This window comes from Tsukamurella soli, assembly GCF_039541155.1.
Taxonomy (GTDB): Bacteria; Actinomycetota; Actinomycetes; order Mycobacteriales; family Mycobacteriaceae; genus Tsukamurella; species Tsukamurella soli.
Genome location: NZ_BAABFR010000046.1, coordinates 1 through 17,978 on the forward strand (window position 1 = coordinate 1; position 17,978 = coordinate 17,978).

General features: G+C 66.9%; 15 protein-coding genes. 4 read left to right on the plus strand and 11 right to left on the minus strand.

Annotated elements, in window-relative coordinates; genetic code table 11:
* A partial coding sequence (locus ABD908_RS14970) for a hypothetical protein (protein ID WP_344997290.1) occupies positions 1-778 on the minus strand: 778 nt, incomplete at its 3' end.
* 267 nt (positions 779-1,045) lie between these two features.
* Here ABD908_RS14970 and ABD908_RS14975 point away from each other — a divergent pair.
* Entirely contained in the window at positions 1,046-1,396 is a 351-nt protein-coding gene (locus ABD908_RS14975; RefSeq protein WP_344997292.1) for a hypothetical protein, read from the plus strand.
* Positions 1,397-1,493: 97 nt separating this feature from the next.
* Here the strand turns inward: ABD908_RS14975 and ABD908_RS14980 are convergent, their stop codons facing one another.
* The 5 genes from ABD908_RS14980 to ABD908_RS15000 form a co-directional block, all read right to left on the minus strand.
* Positions 1,494-2,018, minus strand: a complete 525-nt coding sequence (locus tag ABD908_RS14980) for a MarR family winged helix-turn-helix transcriptional regulator (RefSeq protein WP_344997294.1) — start codon at positions 2,016-2,018, stop codon at positions 1,494-1,496.
* 57 nt (positions 2,019-2,075) lie between these two features.
* Positions 2,076-2,975 (minus strand): 3-hydroxyisobutyrate dehydrogenase, encoded by a 900-nt coding sequence (mmsB, locus tag ABD908_RS14985; protein ID WP_344997296.1) that lies wholly within the window; start codon positions 2,973-2,975, stop codon positions 2,076-2,078.
* A complete protein-coding gene (locus tag ABD908_RS14990) occupies positions 2,972-4,141 on the minus strand; it encodes an acyl-CoA dehydrogenase family protein (protein ID WP_344997298.1) in 1,170 nt (389 codons plus the stop codon). Before ABD908_RS14990 ends, mmsB begins: the two co-directional genes overlap by 4 nt.
* Positions 4,142-4,152: 11 nt before the next feature.
* The gene (locus ABD908_RS14995; RefSeq protein ID WP_344997300.1) at positions 4,153-5,676 is read right to left on the minus strand and encodes a CoA-acylating methylmalonate-semialdehyde dehydrogenase; all 1,524 of its coding nucleotides are present in this window, start codon (positions 5,674-5,676) and stop codon (positions 4,153-4,155) included.
* Positions 5,677-5,872: 196 nt separating this feature from the next.
* Positions 5,873-7,024, minus strand: coding sequence for an acyl-CoA dehydrogenase family protein (locus tag ABD908_RS15000; protein WP_344997302.1), 1,152 nt, complete (start codon positions 7,022-7,024; stop codon positions 5,873-5,875).
* A 393-nt stretch (positions 7,025-7,417) separates the two neighbouring features.
* Between ABD908_RS15000 and ABD908_RS15005 the strand changes: the two genes are divergently transcribed.
* The 3 genes from ABD908_RS15005 (at position 7,418) to ABD908_RS15015 (ending at position 10,718) form a co-directional block, all read left to right on the plus strand.
* Positions 7,418-8,683 carry a serine hydrolase domain-containing protein gene (locus ABD908_RS15005; protein ID WP_344997304.1) on the plus strand — a complete coding sequence of 422 codons (1,266 nt, stop codon included), beginning with the start codon at positions 7,418-7,420 and terminating at the stop codon, positions 8,681-8,683.
* A gap of 165 nt (positions 8,684-8,848) precedes the next feature.
* Positions 8,849-9,622: an alpha/beta fold hydrolase gene (locus ABD908_RS15010; RefSeq protein WP_344997306.1), complete on the plus strand. Its 774-nt coding sequence runs from the start codon at positions 8,849-8,851 to the stop codon at positions 9,620-9,622.
* A 202-nt stretch (positions 9,623-9,824) separates the two neighbouring features.
* Positions 9,825-10,718 carry a LysR family transcriptional regulator gene (locus ABD908_RS15015; RefSeq protein ID WP_344997308.1) on the plus strand — a complete coding sequence of 298 codons (894 nt, stop codon included), beginning with the start codon at positions 9,825-9,827 and terminating at the stop codon, positions 10,716-10,718.
* Positions 10,719-10,770: 52 nt separating this feature from the next.
* Here the strand turns inward: ABD908_RS15015 and ilvD are convergent, their stop codons facing one another.
* The 5 genes from ilvD to lpdA all read right to left on the minus strand — a co-directional run bounded on the left by ilvD (position 10,771) and on the right by lpdA (position 17,976).
* Positions 10,771-12,474 (minus strand): dihydroxy-acid dehydratase, encoded by a 1,704-nt coding sequence (gene ilvD / locus ABD908_RS15020; RefSeq protein ID WP_344997310.1) that lies wholly within the window; start codon positions 12,472-12,474, stop codon positions 10,771-10,773.
* 112 nt (positions 12,475-12,586) lie between these two features.
* On the minus strand, positions 12,587-13,903 hold the full coding sequence (locus ABD908_RS15025) for an MFS transporter (protein ID WP_344997312.1): 1,317 nt from the start codon (positions 13,901-13,903) through the stop codon (positions 12,587-12,589).
* Positions 13,904-14,226: 323 nt separating this feature from the next.
* Positions 14,227-15,120 (minus strand): hydroxymethylglutaryl-CoA lyase, encoded by an 894-nt coding sequence (locus ABD908_RS15030; RefSeq protein WP_344997314.1) that lies wholly within the window; start codon positions 15,118-15,120, stop codon positions 14,227-14,229.
* A gap of 39 nt (positions 15,121-15,159) precedes the next feature.
* Positions 15,160-16,407, minus strand: a complete 1,248-nt coding sequence (locus tag ABD908_RS15035) for a CaiB/BaiF CoA transferase family protein (RefSeq protein ID WP_344997316.1) — start codon at positions 16,405-16,407, stop codon at positions 15,160-15,162.
* 156 nt (positions 16,408-16,563) lie between these two features.
* Entirely contained in the window at positions 16,564-17,976 is a 1,413-nt protein-coding gene (gene lpdA, locus ABD908_RS15040; protein WP_344997318.1) for a dihydrolipoyl dehydrogenase, read from the minus strand.
* Positions 17,977-17,978: the final 2 nt, after the last annotated feature.

The window sequence follows — 17,978 nt, forward strand, 5'->3', positions numbered from 1 at the left end:
CCGGCGCCGCCGCGACCTGCGCGGGCGCCCCGGGATCGGGCTGCGAGGGTGTCCCGCCTACGAGGTCGTCCCAGTGCGCCCGGACGGGCGCCCAGCGCTTGTCGAACTCGGCCGCGCGCTGCTTCGCGCGCGCCATCTTCTCGGGCGAGTAGCGGTGCCGCGCCCACGGGGACGTCGGGCGGGCGAGCCGGAATGCCGCGACCCAGCACACCGGCTCGATGAAGAAGCCGACCAGCGCCGTGGGGTACTTGCCCTTGAGCACCGTCACCGCCACGAAGACCAGGTGCACCACCAGCGCCAGCAACACCACCGTCCGAGCGACCGCGGCCCCGGCTGCGAGGTTGTTCACGGCCACCGGCGACACCCCCGTGGCGGCGAGCCCGACACACGCAGCGGCCAGGGTCACCATGTTCACCGACAGCTCGCCCTCCTGCGACCAGTACACGTCCTGCAGTCGGAAGATCATCGCGAACTCGTCGAGCACCAGACTGCTGCCCACCCCGATCAGCACGGCTGCGACGTAGGTCCACGCGGACAGCGGCGGCGAGCCCACCCCCATGAACGCGCCGAGCATCAGCATCAGCACCCCCGGCGTCGAGTGGTGCATGTGCACGCCGCCGCTACTGACGTTGTGGAACGGTCCCCTGCCCGCCCGGATCATGCGCGTGATCGTGCGAACCGTAGCGAACGTGATCACGAACGCCACGAAGCTCAACAACAGCGGCCCCTTGTAGCCGTTCACCACTTCGTCGTTCCACCACGTGTCCAACCAGGCCATGGGAGCAGATGCTAGGCGCGCTGCAGGCGGAAGTGGCGTGTGGTCGCCTGTTCACCGGGATGGAACGGCGTCATTTCCCGCTTTATCGGACTTGCGCCACGAGTGCGGTCAGCGGCGCGGCGCGCGTTCGGCCGCCGCAGCGGCGATGGCGATGCCGGTGGGCGCAAGGCTGCAGAGCGGCCGCAACCGCACCTCGCTCGCGCCGCCCGGAAGTGCCGTGGCATCACACGGGCATGAGCCGAGCCGGTCGGGCGTAGCCTCGTGCACGTGCGGCACAGGTCCCGAGCCGAGGCCGGGCATGCGGAACTCGCCGTCCTGCGGGTGGACGCCACCGCTCACGGACGCCGCCTCACCGTGCACTGGGACGCCGGTGCCACAGGCGACCGGACCGAATTCGCCCACGCGCGCGTATTCCTGGTCGTCGACGGGATCCGCAGCTACCTCGGCGTCGCCGACGGGCCGACCGTGACCCTCTCCCTCCCCGACGGGACGCCCGGCGGGTACGTCGTGGAGGTGGACGCCTACAGCAGCGGCAGCTGGGGCGGTGGCCACCTGTCCGGTCGCGGCCGCTCCCGACCGGAGCGACAGGATCCGCAGGTCGACCCACCGCACGCCTGAGCGCCGCCGATACCGACACGTGTGCGGCGCAGGGGCCCGGAACAGCGGGGGCGCGCCGCTCAGGCGTCGATCTCGGACGCAGGCGCAGGCGGAGCCCTCAGAAGTCCCCGTTCTCCCGGCGCAGGACGCGAATGGCGGCCACCAGCTTCTCACTGTCCGCGGCACCGATCGCGCCCCCGAGATCGGCGAACACCTCGTTGACCGCCTCGGTCGCCTCCGCCACCGTGTCCCGACCGGCGTCGGTCAGCGCGACGAGGGTGGTGCGTCCATCGGTCGGATGCGGCTGCCGCTCCACGAGACCGGCGCGCTCGAGCCTGTCGATCGCATGCATCACCGACGACACGTGCACCTGTAGCCGCGCGCTCGCCCGCGAGATCGGCAGCGCACCCCGCCGACTGAATGCGAGCAGCCGCAGCAGCTCGAAGCGAGCGAAGGTGAGCCGGAACGGCTTGAGCGCGTGCTCGACCCGCGCCAGCATGATCTGGTGGGCGCGCATCACGGACGTCACGGCCTCCATCCCGACCGCGATGTCACCGCCCCAGCCGGCCCGTTCCCAGTTCGCCCGAGCGAGCGCGATGGGATCGGGCCGACCGTCGCCGACGACCGTGCCGTCGCTGCCCATCGCACCCCCTCGAGACCTCGCCCGCGTCGATCACGTCGACCGCGGATCGCACCGGATCTACTTCAGGGTGGTGATTATCGCACTGAAGTCCAGCCCGGCGTGATCGGCTGCGAATGCCCGGTACAGCTCGGCGGCGTGTGTGCCCAACGGGGCGGTCGACCCGGTCGACGCCACCGCGTCCATCGCCAGCCCCAGATCCTTGTTCATCAGTGCGGTCGCGAACCCGGGCGTGAAGTCGTTGCCCGACGGTGCCCCCGGGACCGGCCCCGGCACGGGGCAGTTGGTATGCAGCGCCCAGCAGTTGCCGGTCGCGCCGGTCACGACGTCGTACAGCGCCTGGTCGGCCAGTCCCAGCTTCTCGGCGAGCACGAAGGCCTCGCCCACCGCGATCTGCTGCACCGCGAGGATCATGTTGTTGCACACCTTCGCGGCCTGGCCGTTGCCAGGTCCACCGCAGTGGATCACCTTGCCCGCCATGGGATCCAGGATCGGTTGCGCGGCAGCGAATGCCTCGTCCTCGCCGCCCACCATGAAGGCCAGGGTGCCGGCGGAGGCGCCCTTCACGCCGCCGGACACCGGCGCGTCCACCTGGAGGAACCCGGCCGCCACCGCGGAGGCGTGCACCGCGCGCGCGTCGTCGACGGAGATGGTGGAGCTGTCGATCAGCAGCGCCCCCCGCTTCGCGGCCGGCAGGATCTCGGCGTACACGGCCTTCACCGCCGCGCCGTGCGGCAGCATGGTGATCACGACATCCGCACCGGCGACGGCCTCGCCCCCCGTCTCCACCGTCGTCACGCCGTCGGCCCGTGCCGCCTCGACCGCGGCCGGCACCGGATCGAAGCCGATCACCGTGTGCCCCGCAGCGACGAGGTTCTTGGCCATCGGGCCACCCATGTGGCCCAGCCCCAGGAACGCGATCACCGTCGGCCGCCCGTCGCCGAGCTCGCGTGGCGTCATTTCGCACCACCACTGACGCGGGCGGCTTCGGCTCGGCCGATCACCATCTGCATGATCTCGTTGGTGCCCTCCAGGATCCGGTTCACGCGCAGATCCCGGACGATCTTCTCGACGCCGGTCTCGTGCAGGTAGCCGTAGCCGCCGTGCAGCTGTAGGGCCGAATCCGCGACGCGGTAGCAGGTCTCGGTGACGAATCGCTTCGCCATGGCGCACAGCTCGACCTTGTCGGGGTCGCCCTCGTCGAGTGCGGTGGCCGCGCGCCACAGCAACAACCGCGAGGCCTCCAGCCCGATCGCCATGTCGGCGAGGGTGAATCGGATGGTGGGCTCGTCGATCAGCCTGCGCCCGAACGCCTCCCGCTCGCTCATGTACCGCAGCGCCAGGTCGTACGCGGCCTGTGCCCCGCCCATCGAACAGGCCGCGATGTTCAGCCGGCCACCGTTCAGCCCATTCATCGCGATCCCGAAACCGGTACCCGCCCCATCCTCGCCGCCGAGCATGCGCGCCGCCGGTACCCGCACGCGATCCATGATCACCTGCGCCGTCGGCTGACTGTGCCAGCCCATCTTCAGCTCCGCGGGGCCGAAGGAGAGCCCCTCGCTTCCCTTCTCGACGATGAACGTCGAGATCCCCTTGGGCCCTGCGCCACCGGTCCGCGCCATGACCACGTACACATCCGATGCTCCGCCACCGCTGATGAACTGCTTGGTCCCGGTCAGCACGTAGGTGTCACCGTCGCGCTCCGCCTTGGTCGACAGAGCCGCCGCATCGGACCCGGCGCCGGGCTCCGTGAGGCAGTAGCTGGCCATCAGTTCCATGGAGGCCAACCCCGGGACCCACTCCTTGCGCTGGTCCTCGGTGCCGTAGGTGTCCACCATCCAGGTGCACATGTTGTGGATGGACATGAAAGCGGCGGTCACCGGGTCGCCCTTGGCGAGCTCCTCGAAGATCCGCACTCCGTCGAGCCGCCGGAGCCCGGACCCTCCGACGTCCTCACGGGTATAGATGCCGGCCATGCCGAGGCTGCCGGCCTCCTGCATCTCGGCGATCGGGAAGTGCTTGGTCGCATCCCACTCGAGGGAATTCGGCGCGAGTCGCTTGCGGGCGAAGTCGCGCGCCATCTCCACGATGGCCAGGTCGTCGCCGCTCAGATTCGGATATGGCACGTCGACTGCTCCTAGTGCATCGTCGGGATGGAGAACTCCGCGCCGTCCTTGATGCCGGACGGCCAGCGCGAAGTCACCGTCTTCGTCTTGGTATAGAACAGGATCGAATGCGGGCCGTGCTGGTTCAGATCACCGAAGCCGGACCGCTTCCAGCCGCCGAAGGTGTGATAGGCCACCGGCACCGGGATCGGCACGTTCACGCCCACCATGCCGACGTCCACGCGGCTGACGAAATCGCGGGCGGCGTCACCGTCACGGGTGAACACCGCGACCCCGTTCCCGTACTCGTGCTCGGTCGGCAGCGCGAGGGCCTCCTCGTAGTCCTGTGCCCGTACGATGCACAGCACCGGGCCGAAGATCTCGTCGGTATAGATCGACATGTCCTTGGTCACGTGGTCGAACAGCGTGGGGCCGAGGTAGTTGCCACCGGACAGGTCGGCGTCGCCGAACGTCAGGTCGTCGCTGCCACGCTCGCGGCCGTCCACCACGAGTTCGGCGCCGGCCGCGGCACCCGCGGCGATGTAGCCGCGCACCCGCTCGACAGCGGCCGGGGTGATCAGGGGCCCGTAATCCGCCTTGGGATCGTGACTGTGGCCTACGCGCAGCTGGGAGATCCGCTCCACCAAGCGCTCACGCAGCCGGTTCGCCGTGTCCTCGCCCACCGGGACGGCCACCGAGATCGCCATGCACCGCTCGCCGGCGGAGCCGTAGCCCGCACCGATCAGGGCGTCCACCGCCTGGTCCAGATCCGCGTCCGGGAGGATGATCATGTGGTTCTTGGCGCCGCCGAACGCCTGGCTGCGCTTACCGTTCTCAGCGCAGGTCCGGTAGATGTACTGAGCGATGTCGGAGCTACCGACGAAGCCCACGGCCTTGACATCCGGATGGGTGAGCAGCGCGTCCACCGCCTCCTTGTCGCCATGCACCACCTGGAACACCCCATCCGGCAGACCGGCCTCCACGAACAGTTCGGCGAGGCGCACCGGAACCGAGGGGTCTCGCTCGCTCGGCTTGAGAATGAAGGCGTTGCCGCAGGCCAAGGCCGGTCCGGCTTTCCACAGCGGGATCATGGCCGGGAAGTTGAACGGAGTGATCCCGGCGACCACGCCGAGTGGCTGACGCAGGGAGTACACGTCGATGCCGGTACCGGCGCCCTCGGTGTACTCACCCTTGAGCAGGTGCGGGATGCCGATGGCGAACTCGATCACCTCGAGACCGCGCTGGATGTCACCGCGTGCGTCGACCAGCGTCTTGCCGTGCTCACTGGACAACAGCGAAGCCAGCTCGTCCATGTTCTGCTGGACCGACTCGACGAACTTCATCAGCACCCGGGCGCGACGCTGCGGGTTGAACGCCGCCCATTGTCGCTGTGCCTGCTTGGCGCCGGCGACGACCCGCGCGACGTCCTCGGTAGACGCCAGCGGCACCGTCGCCTGAACCTTGCCGGTGCTGGGGTCGAACACATCGGCGCTGCGGCCGGTGCCCTCGACCCGCTTGCCATCGATGAAGTGCGGAATCGTGCGTATCGACGCCATCTGCAGTCGCTCCTTGATCCGAGGTCGGGTGCACCGCATTCGAATACGGTGTGGCACCCGTCACTATATACTTGGACGTCCAACTAAACAACCCCGCCCGGCGGATACCGCGGCCGGCGGATCACACGGTGGCGGATCACACGGTGGCGGATCACACAGCGGCGGATCACACGGTGGCGGATCACACAGCGGCGGGTCATACGAAGGCCGACATCCCCGTGACCGCCCGGCCGACGATCAGGGCCTGGACGGTGTCCGTTCCCTCGAACGTGTAGAGGCCTTCCACGTCGCTGTGATGCCGAGCGACGTGGTAGTCCAGCAGTACACCGTTGCCACCGAGCATGTCGCGAGCCATCGCACAGACCCTGCGTGCGCCCGCCGCGGTCTGCAGCTTGGCCAGCGCGGCGTGCTCGAGCTTGACCCTGCCCTCGGCCTGCAGCTGCGCCAACCGCACACACACCATCTGCATGCCGGTGATGTCGGCCACCATGTTCGCGAGCTTGTCCTGGATCAGCTGGAACTTCGCCAGCGGCCTGCCGAACTGCTCCCGCTGCAGGACGTAGGCGAGCGCGGACTCGTACGCCGCGATCGCGTGCCCCAACCCGTCCCACGCGATCGACTGCCGACTCTTGGTCAGGCAGCGGTTGCAGTCGGCGAAGGTGGTCGCTCCCGGGAGCCTGTTCTCGACCGGGACCCGCACGTTCTCGAGCCGGATATCGGCGTTGAGCATCGCGCGCATGGCCGTCTTCCTGGTCATCACCGTCGCGTGATATCCCTCGACCTCCTCCTGACCACCACGCTCGATGACGAAGCAACCGACACCACCGTCGTCCTCGTCGCGCGCCCACACGAGCACCAGGTCCGCGAAGCTGCCCAACCCGATCCAGCGCTTGGCTCCGTTGAGGACCCAGTGGTCGCCGTCCCGGTGCGCGCTGGTCGACATCCGCACCACATCCGAACCGTGATCGGGTTCGGTGAGCGCGAACGCGCTGAGCTTCTCGCACCGGGCCATGCTCGGCAGCCAACGCTGCTTCTGCTCCTCGGAACCCAGCATGTCGATCACATGGCAGTTCAGCCCACTGTGCACCGAGTTGATGAGCGCGATACTCCCGTCCCCACGGGCGAGCTGCATGGCGATCACCCCCTCCGCCAACGGGGTCAGCCCCGGGCAGCCATATCCCTTGACGCTGCCGCCGACGAATCCGAGCTCGGCCCATCGGGAGACGAGCGGGAATGGAAATTCGGCGTTCTCGACGTAGTGGTTGATATTCGGCAGGATCTCATCGTCGACGAATGCGCTCACCGCGTCGCGACTTGCGCGCTCGTCTTCGGTGAGGAAATCACTCATAGCAAAGAAGTCGGTGTGTCGGTACCGGCCGATATCGGAGGTGACGGCGCGGCTGTGCGGCGCGGCACCCGTGGCTGCGTCCGCATTCGAAGATCGCACATCGGTCGACATGGGGGTCCTCTCGATCTTGCCGAAAACCAAGGTGCGCAGTCGATCTCGCACGTACCGCCGGTGTGCCGACGGCGCGACATCGCACAGCAACCCGTTCCGCCGTGTTGTCGAAAGTGATACTCCTCACAACGTACGCCGGCGGCAAGCTCCAACGTCGCACATCGACTGTGCATCTCACACGGACCGGAATGTCGACTTCTGCGAAAGGTGCATCCGCGCACAAGTGCTGTGCGGCAATCCTCCTATCCCGAACTCTCCGAGCTGAAGGACTATTAACCGGCGATGATCGAAGAAACCGGCGGAAGGCTGCCCGAGGAATGCCCATCGCACTCCCTCGCCGGCACGAACCCGCACCCGAGTCCCGTTACGCAGCAGCTGATCGGCGGAGATTGCGACAGCCGTTTCCAGCGCGTGCGCGAAGAGTTCGAGCGGAACTTCGCTGAACGCGGTGAGCTGGGCGCGTCCGTCTGCGTGATGGTCGACGGCGAGACCGTGGTCGACCTGTGGGGAGGCATCGCGGATCCGAAGACCGGTCAGCCGTGGAACCGCGACACGGTGAATGTCGTGATGTCCTGCTCCAAGGGCCTCACAGCGACATGCCTCACTATGCTGGTCGATCGAGGTCGGATCGACCTGGACCAGCCCGTGGCCCGGTATTGGCCGGAGTTCGGCCGAAACGGCAAGTCCGAGATCACCGTGCGGCAGGTGGCCACGCACCAGTCCGGGGTGGCACACGTCACCGGGCGGGTTCCGCCGGGCGGCATGTGCGATTGGAACGCGATGGTCGCACTGCTCGAACGACAGGCACCACTCTGGCAGCCCGGCACCAGGACCGGCTATCACTCGTTCACGATCGGCTTCATTCTGGGCGAGTTGCTGTCCAGGGTGGACGGGCGCAGCATCGGTACGTTCCTCCGGGACGAGATCGCCGAACCGCTCGGCCTGGATTGTTGGATCGGGCTGCCGGCGGACATCGAGCCGCGGGTCGCGCCCAGCATCCCGGCCGGCGTCGCCTCGCCGCCCGCTCCGGGGTCGATACTCGAATTGATCGCGACCAACTCCGGCGGCTGGTTCTCGAGTTGGGACAGCCGGGAGGCGCACGCCGCCGAGTTGCCGGCGTCCGGCGCCGTCAGCAACGCGCGTGGACTCGCCGGTCACTACGCCCCCCTCGCACTCGGTGGATCACATCGGGGTGTTCGGCTGCTCAGCGAGGAGGCCGCCATCGGATTGCGGTATCCACAGGCGGCGAGCGACGTCGATGCGGTGCTGGGAATCCGCACCGCGTATTCCATCGGATACTCCAAGTCTTGGGTGAACCCAGCCGCGACGTGCCTGCGCTTCGGCGAAGACGCCTTCGGCACCTCGGGTCTGGGTGGTCAGGTGGCCTTCGCCGACCCTGGGTATCGAATGTCGTTCGGCTACACCCTGAATCGGCACGCCGTCGGCACCGGAATCAATGATCGCGGTCAAGCGCTGGTCGACACCGTCTATCAGATCCTCGGCTCTCCCACGAAGCGCCTGGGCTACTGGGCGCGCCGCCCATCCTGACACCGACCACTTCGGACATCGCAAACTGCTACGAGACAGCCACCGGGGCAAGGGAGTTCCTCATGACGAATCGTCGTACGCGGACAGGTCGGGGACGTGACGCGAATGCGTGAAGCCGGCAGTCACGACATACCCGACGAGGTTCGAATCGGTTACCTCGACGTCATGGGCGAACGAATCCGGTACGCGATCAAGCCGGGAGGTGCCGGACACACACCCCTGTTGATGCTCAACGGCCTCGGGGCGGGTCTCGAGCTCCTGCTGCCACTCGCCCAGCAGCTCGACGGGATCGAGACCATCTTGTTGGACGTGCCGGGGGTCGGCGAGTCCACCCTGCCTCGACACCCGTACACACTTCCCATGTTCGCCTGCCTGATCGAGCGCTTGCTCGCCCGATTGGGATACCGGCGCGTGGACGTACTCGGATTCTCCTGGGGCGGAATGCTAGCCCAGCAGTTCGCATTTCAGGCATCGCGACGCTGCCGTCGGCTCGTCCTCGTCGCATCGATGCAGGGTGCCCCGATGGTACCGGCCAGGTTGTCCACGCTGATGAAACTGGCGACACCGCGGCGCTTCAACGACCGCGAGTATGCGCGACGGATCCAGGGCGACCTCTACGGCGGCGATGCGCGCACCAACCCGCCGGCGCTCGTCGAGATGCCCCGGCTCCGCACCAGCCCCGTGGGCTACCTCTTCCAGCAACTGTCCGTCGTCGGATGGAGCGGCATGCCGCTGATGCCCTTCCTACAGCAGCAGACCTTGATCCTCGCCGGCGACGACGACCCTATCGTTCCGTTGGTCAACGCCAAGATCATGGCGCGGATGATCCCGCGCAGCCGCCTCCAGGTTCTACACGACGGACATCATTTCTTCCGGTCCAGTGCCGCGGAGACCAGCGCGGCGATCTCTGCGTTCCTCGATCACGCCGATCCCGCCTGACATCGTCGGTCGACCCCATCGGTGAACAAGAATCCCACCAGGACAAGCACTTCCGTTCCTCAGTCGCCGATCATCGCACCTGATGCGGACGATCCGATTGCCGCACTCTGGAGCAACCCGACCGGGTACGATTCAGTCACTGAGAAGCCCGAACCGGGTCCGCTGTTCGCCACGAACGAACTGTAGAGAGAGGCGAAGACACATGCGTGCCGACGACCTCGTCGTTCTACTCGAGATCGCCCGGTGCGGATCGCTCGTCGGCGCCGCATCCGCGCTGGGCTTGAACCACTCCACGGTGTCCCGGCGGATATCGGCGTTGGAGGCCGAGCTGCATGGCGCGGTCATCGTCCGACACGTCCATGGATGCGAGATGACCGACCTGGGCAGGGATCTGCTCAAATCGTGTGAGCAGATCGAAGCCGCCCTCGCCGACGTACGCGACCTCGCGAATACGAAGCCGGACGGACGCGAACTGACGGGGCTGATTCGACTTGCATCGACGGAGGCGTTCGGTGCGAAGTTCGTGGCTCCCCTGATGGCGGACCTCCACCGGATCAACTCCGGACTGATCGTCGAGCTCGTCACCCAGACTCGCCTGAGCGCCTACGGCATCGGCGCTGATATCGAGATCGGCGTCGGTGAGTCGCTGCTGGGTCGACCCGGGGCGGAGAAGCTCACCGACTACCGGTTGGGGCTCTACGCCTCCCGAGAGTACGAGGAGGAACGCGGGCTACCGCGAACGGTCGAGGATCTCGCCGAGCACTCACTGATCTACTACATCGAGGGGCTGCTTCGCGTCGAGGACCTCGACCTACTCGCCCGTCTGACTCCCAGCTATCGAGTGGCCTTCGGGTCGACCAGCGTGCAGGCACAGACGGCCGCGACGCTGGCCGGCGCCGGGATCGGTCTACTGCCGGCCTTCGTCGCGGAGAGCATGCCCACCCTGCAACGGGTTCTCCCGTCGGAGGTCGCGGTCACGCTCACCTTCACGGCCAGCCTCGCACCCCGACGCCTGCGCCGCCCGGTCACCGCCACGGTCATGCAGGCGATTCGCGAGATGGTCGAAGAACGACAGGACGAACTGATGCCGTGGTGAAGGACGCGGCCCGGCCGGCCCGGCTGGACCCGCCAGCCGGTCCAGCGGGGGGCTACCCGCAGACTGCGCCGACGGCAGCCGAGCCGACGAGTTTGGTGTATTTGGCCAGCACGCCGGTGGTGTACCTGGGTGGCAGCGGCTCGAATCCGGCCTTACGGGCCTCGAATTCGTCGGGCTCGACGAGTACGTCGAGGGTACCGCTGGCGACGTCGAGCCGGATCCGGTCGCCGTCGCGGACGAACGCAATCGGTCCGCCGTCGACCGCCTCAGGCGCGATGTGCCCCACGCACAGCCCGGTGGTGCCCCCGGAGAACCGGCCGTCGGTCATCAGCAGCACGTCCTTGCCCAGCCCCGCGCCCTTGATCGCACCGGTGATGGCCAGCATCTCACGCATGCCCGGGCCGCCCTTGGGGCCCTCGTAGCGGATGACCACGACGTCGCCGGCCGCGATCGTGCCGTCCTCCAACGCATCCAACGCCGCGCGTTCTCGCTCGAAGACCCGAGCGGTGCCCTCGAACACATCCGAATCGAAGCCGGCCGACTTGACCACTGCGCCGTCGGGCGCCAACGAACCATGCAGAATCGTGATGCCGCCGGTCGGGTGGATCGGATCGGCCAGCGCGCGCAGCACCTTTCCGTCGGGGTCCGGCGGCGCGATGTGCGCCAGGTTCTGCGCCATCGTTCGGCCTGTCACCGTCAGGCAATCCCCATGCAGCAACCCGGCATCCAGCAGCGCTTTCATCACCACCGGCACCCCACCGATCTCGTCCACGTCCTTCATCACATACGAACCGAACGGCTTCACGTCGGCCAGATGAGGCACCCTGGCGCCGACCCGGATGAAATCGTCCAGGGTGAGCTTCACCCCGGCCTCATGGGCGATCGCCAGCAGGTGCAACACCGCGTTCGTCGACCCGCCGAAGGCCATCACCACCGCGATGGCGTTCTCGAACGCCTCTTTGGTCAGGATGTCACGGGCGGTGATGCCGCGACGTAGCAGTTCGACGACCGCCTGCCCGCTCCGGCGGGCGAACCCGTCACGGCGCCGATCGGTGGCCGGGGGCGCGGCGCTGCCAGGCAGCGACATGCCCAGTGCCTCGGCGGCGCTGGCCATGGTGTTGGCGGTGTACATCCCGCCACAGGCACCCTCGCCGGGACAGATCGCCCGCTCGATGGTGTCGACATCCGCGCGCGACATCAACCCCTTCGCGCAGGCGCCGACCGCCTCGAACGCGTCGATGATGGTGACCTCCTTCTCGGTGCCGTCGGACAGCCTCGCCCGACCCGGCAGGATCGAGCCGGCGTAGAGGAATACCGAGGCCAGGTCCAGCCGGGCGGCGGCCATCAACATGCCGGGCAGCGACTTGTCGCAGCCCGCCAACAACACCGAGCCGTCCAGCCGCTCGGCCATCATCACCGTCTCCACCGAATCCGCGATCACCTCCCGGGAGACCAGCGAGAAGTGCATGCCCTCGTGGCCCATCGAGATTCCGTCGGACACCGAGATGGTGCCGAACTCCAGTGGGTAACCGCCGGCCTCGAACACCCCCTCCTTGACCGCCTTGGCCAACCGATCCAACGGCAGATTGCACGGCGTGATCTCGTTCCACGACGACCCCACACCGATTTGAGACTTGGCGAAATCCTCATCCCCCATACCCACCGCCCGCAACATGCCGCGGGCGGCGGTCTTCTCCAGGCCATCGGTCACATCACGACTACGGGGCTTGATATCGATCTTCGAATCTTCGGCCATCAGTTCACTACTCCTACTTCTCGATACGGCGGGCTGACCACGGTACGTTGGACTATTCGGGTGTCGGCGGTGACTACTCGCCTCTCTCGGATCGCCGGAATGCTGCAGTTCTTCAACCGGCAGGTCGAAGGCGGCCATCTCCTTCGCTCAGATCCTCGTCCGTACCGGCGGGCACCTGCCCGGCGTGGATCTTTCGCCCGTAGAAGAAGGTGCCGACGCCACTGAGGAACAGCAATGCGGCCAGGAGCAACAGACCGGCCTTAGAATCGCCGGTCACGTCGGACAGGATCCCGACGGCGTACGGCGCGACGAAGCCACCCAGGTTGCCCAGCGAGTTGATCAGCGCGATGCCGGACGCGGCGGCCGCCCCGGCCAGCGCCGTCGCCGGCAGCTCCCAGAACGGGCACATCGCGGCGAATACGCCCATCGCAGCCACACAGAGTCCCACCAGCGCCAACACCGGACTGGTCGCGAGCAGGAATGCGGAAGCGGCCATGCCGATGGCGGACAGCAACAGCGCACCCGCGGTATGCAGGACCCGTTCACCTGTGCGGTCCGAGTTCCGGCTCCAGAAGTAGACGAAGAACGCCGCACACACGTAAGGAATCGGGACGATGAATCCGACTGCCGTTGTCGACAGGTGCCCCATCGCCTTGACGATCGTCGGCAACCACAGGGCGAGTCCGTAGAGCCCCGCCGCGAGGCCGAAGTACAGCGCCGAGAAGACCAGCGCGCGAGGATCCTTCAGGCCGGCCATGAAGCTGTGCTTGTGCTCGGAGCCCTCGGACTTGGCCGCGTCCTCAGCGTCCATGGTGTTCTGCAGCCAGGTGCGCTCCTCGACGGTCAACCACTTCGCGTCCCGGGGATAGTCCGTCAACATCTTCAGGGCGACGACGGCCATCAGCATGGCGGGAACACCCTGGAAGATGTAGAGCCACTGCCACCCGGCCAGGCCGAGGAAGCCGTCCATGTTCAGCAGTAGCGCGGAGACCGGCGCGCCGATTGCACTCGAGATCGGCAGCGCGAGCACGAAGATGCCCAACACCGTCACCCGTTGACGGGCCGGGAACCACAAGGTCAAGTACAGGATGACGGCCGGGAAGAAGCCCGCCTCGGCCGCACCGAGCAGGAACCGGACGATGTAGAACGTGGCCTCGTTCTGCACCGCCGCCATGATCGCCGCGCAGAAACCCCAGGTCACCAGGATCCGGGCGATCCACTTGCGGGCGCCGAACCGCATCATGCCGGCGTTGCTCGGGATCTCGAAAATCGCATAACCGATAAAGAAGATGCCGGCCCCCAGCCCGTACGCGGCCTCGGACAGCCCGATGGCGTGACTCATCTCCAGCTTCGCGAAACCGACGTTGGTCCGGTCCAGATACGCCAGGAAATACAAGAATACGATAAGCGGCAGGGTACGCCACTTCACCTTTCGGAGCGTGCGCTCGCCCAATTCACCCAGGGATTCGACGGGTGTTCCAGATCCGGCCACGGAAGCCTCCAAACATATCAGGGAGAAAACTAGAGCTGAAGAGGCAGAACGGTGAGGCGCAGAAGAAACAAGGCCACGTCAGGATGCGCGCTCGACCATCTCCCGCTGGACGGTTCCGACTGCATACAGCAGCAATACACCCCACAGTGTGCCCCACGTCACATTTGCGGACAACGCCCCTTTCGACACACGCGGTGTGCGGCGCCGCACAATTCGCAGCCGATTCGCTCCAGAGGCGTTCATCGTCGAAACGGCACCCGCTACCCCGGGCGTCCGTTCGCTTCGGTGGTCGCGACGAGCGGCGGAGCGTCCGCGAGGGCGCTACGGAGCTCGACGACCGCGGTGGCGAGCCGATCGGGATCTATGCCGGTGTCCATGCCATGGCGGTGAAGCCGATCGACCAGGTCCTCGGTGGCGATGTTGCCGTGTGCACCGGGGGCGAAGGGACAGCCGCCGTACCCGCCGAGCGCTGCGTCGAAATGAACGATTCCGAGTTCGGTCGCCGCCGAGAGCACGGTGTCGAACGCCTGCCCGCCGGCGTTGTGTAGATGCAGGCCGAGCACCACGTCGGGCAGTTCACGCTGCACGAGCTCGACGGTGTCGAGCACGTGCGCCGTCGGCGCCGTCCCGAGGGTATCGGCCAGTGCGATGTGGTCGAATCCCGCGCTGTGCAGCTTCTCGCACAGCTGCAGGACCTCCGTGGCCGTGATCACGCCGGCGAAAGGACAGACGAAGGCCGTAGACACCGCGGCGATGAAGCGTTGGTCGGGGTACCTCGCCACCGTCTGGCTGATATCCGACAAGGCCTCCTCGGTGCTCTTCCCGGCGTTCGCGGCGCTGTGCGCGGAGCTGGCGGAGACCGCTACTTCGATGACGTCGACGTCACATCGCACGGCACGTTCCACTCCGCGCGAGTTGAGGGCGAGGCCGGAGTATTCGACCCGCGACACACGTGGCAGGGCGCCGAAAAGGTCCTCGGCATCCGCCATTTGTGGGACCCGGGAGGGTGAGACGAAGGACCCTGCCTCGATCTGTGTCACCCCCGCATCCACCAGGGCGCGAGCGATGGTCACCTTGCGGGTGGTGGGGACGATGACCTGCTCGTCCTGGAGTCCGTCCCGCAGGACGACGTCGGTGATGATGATGGGATTCATTGGCGCGGCTCCGTTTCCGATGATGTCGGGTCGTCGAGGTCAGATGGCACCGGACTCGCGGAGTCCGGTGATCGCGGCGTCATCAAGCCCCAGCAGCTCGGTGAGCACCTCGTCGGTGTGTTCACCCAGGTCGGGACCTGCCCAGCGGATCCGGATCGGCGCACCATCCAACTGTGGCACCACGCCCGGCAGGTCGATCTCCTCGAATTCACTCTCGACCCGGATCTTCTGCGGCTGAAGCATGCCGCGTGCTCGATAATGCTCATTGTCGACGATATCGGCGGCGCTGAGGATTTCACCCGCGGGCACGCTGACCTCGTCGAGAACCTTCACCACTTCGGCCGGGGACCGCTGACAGGTCCAGGCAGCGATCGCCTGGTCCAGTTCGGCCTCACGTTGATACCGCGCGTCCCCGTCGGCCAGCGCTGGATCGTCGCCGAGGTCCGGGCGATCCACCGCACGCATCAGGCGGCCGAACACACCTCCGGAGTTCCCGGCGATCATGACCGAGCCGCCGTTGCGACAGGGATAGACCCCGCTGGGCACCACCCCGGGGAGATTTCCCGCGGTGCGCTTGCGGTTGATCCCGTAGGCCTCGAAGTCGGGGACGAGCGACTCGACTGCCATGAACACCGACTCGTAGAGGGAGACGTCGGCCACGGACGGCCTGCTGTGCTCACCGTCGCGGGCCCGTGCCAGCAACATCGCCAAGGCCGACACAGCTGCGTGCAGTCCGGCCAACACGTCCCCGATCGGTGCGGCCGCGCGCACCGAGGGGCGGTCGGGATAGCCGGTGATGTAACGGAGTCCACCGAATGCCTCCGCGACGCCGCCGAAGCCCGCCTTGTGGGCATACGGTCCGTTCTGCCCGTACCCGGAGATCCGGACGATGACCAGGTCCGGATTGACCTCGGTCAGGCGGTCCGGGCCGATGTTCATACGCTCGAGCGTGCCGGGCCGAAAGTTCTCGATGACGACATCACACTCGGCGGCCATCGCCAACACCAGGTCTGCGCCCGCGGGAGTCTTCATATCGACGGTCACCGACCGCTTGTTGCGCGCGATGGTGCGGAACATCATCGAGGTGTCACCGCGCCACCGCCGCCAACCACGCATTTCGTCTCCCCGTCCGGGGCGCTCGATCTTCACCACATCGGCACCGAGGTCGGCGAACAGGCGTGTCGCGAAAGGCGCCGCCACGAAACTACCCAGCTCGAGGACGCGCACTCCGGACAGCGGCCCGGGAGTCACGGCAGACGGTTCTGAGTCCGATTGCGAATCCGTCATCAAATCACCTCTCTACATATTTCAAAATAAACAATGACCACCCCAGAAGAGGGCATCCGCCGCGACAGCGAACATGCCGTGCGGCATGCGTGCATCTCTCGTGCCCCGCATTCGGGGAGAATCGTGAGTCGCTCGCCCTGACGAGAACCGGATGACTCAAATATGGATCGCGTGTCCGAGTGCTTTCAGCGCGGATTCATGGAAGCCCTCGGTCAGCGTCGGATGGACGTGCACCGTGCCGGCGATGTCCTCGAGCACCGCGCCCATCTCGATGGCGTGGACGAACTCGCCGGACATCTCGGACACGTGAGCGCCGGTGGCCTGTACGCCGATGACACGATGATTGTCGCCGCGCGCAACGACGCGTACGAACCCCCCGTTCGCGGCGCCCTCCATCGAGAGGGCCCGGCCGTTCGCCGAGAAGGGGAACACCCCTGTGATCGCGTCGATACCGGCCGCCTTCGCCTCGTCCGGCGACAGACCGACCGAGACGATCTCCGGTTCCGTGAAGCACACGGCGGGAATCGCCGCCGGCCGGAAGTGTCGCTGTCTCCCGGCAATGATCTCCGCCACCATCTCCGCCTGCGCCGACGCCTTGTGCGCCAGCATCGGTTCACCTACCAGGTCACCGATCGCCCACACGTTCTTCACCGAGGTCTTGCACTGGTCGTCGACCTTGACGAATGGCCCGTTCATGTCGACGGCCATCGTCTCCAGACCCCATCCCTTGGTATTGGGACGCCGGCCGACCGTTACGAGCACCTTGTCTGCGGGGATCTCCAACTGCTCGCCGTCCTTCTCGACGACCAGGCGCTTCCCGTTCTCGCCTTCGGTGAAACTCATCGCCTTGGTACCGAGATGCACTGTGATACCGGCGGCGTCGAGCCACTGGCGAATCGGCGCGGTGAGCTGGTCGTCGTAGACCGGCAGGATGCGGTCGAGTGCCTCGACGACGGTGACGTCCGCGCCCATCTTCCGCAGCGCGATGCCGAGTTCCAGACCTATATATCCGCCTCCTACGACGGCGAGCCGTTCGGGTAACTCAGACAGGGACAGCGCCTCGGTCGAGGACAGAATATCGTTACCGAACGGTAGGTTCGGCAGTTCGACCGGTATCGATCCGTTGGCGAGGATCACGTGCTCGGCGGTGATCGTGACGGGCTCGCCGCTGCCGGTGACAGTGCAGGTCTTCGCGTCGGAGAATGTCGCCCAACCCGGCACGACCTTGACCTTCGCCCGTTTCAGGAGCATGCCGACGCCGCCGTTGAGTTTGTCGACGACCGTCTCCTTCCACGCGATCGTCTTCGACAGATCGAGCGTGGGCGGCTCGCTCAGCCGGATACCGAGCGGGTCGTCGGCCTCCGCCGCATGGCGCATCCCCTCGAACTTGCCGGCCACATGGATCAGCGCCTTCGACGGGATACAGCCGCGGATGAGGCAGGTGCCGCCGAGACGCTCGCTCTCGACGATCGTCGTATCGAGCCCCAGCTGCCCGGCCCGGATCGCGGCTACGTAGCCACCCGGGCCACTGCCGACGACGAGAACCTTGGTCTTCACTTCGTTCCCCATGG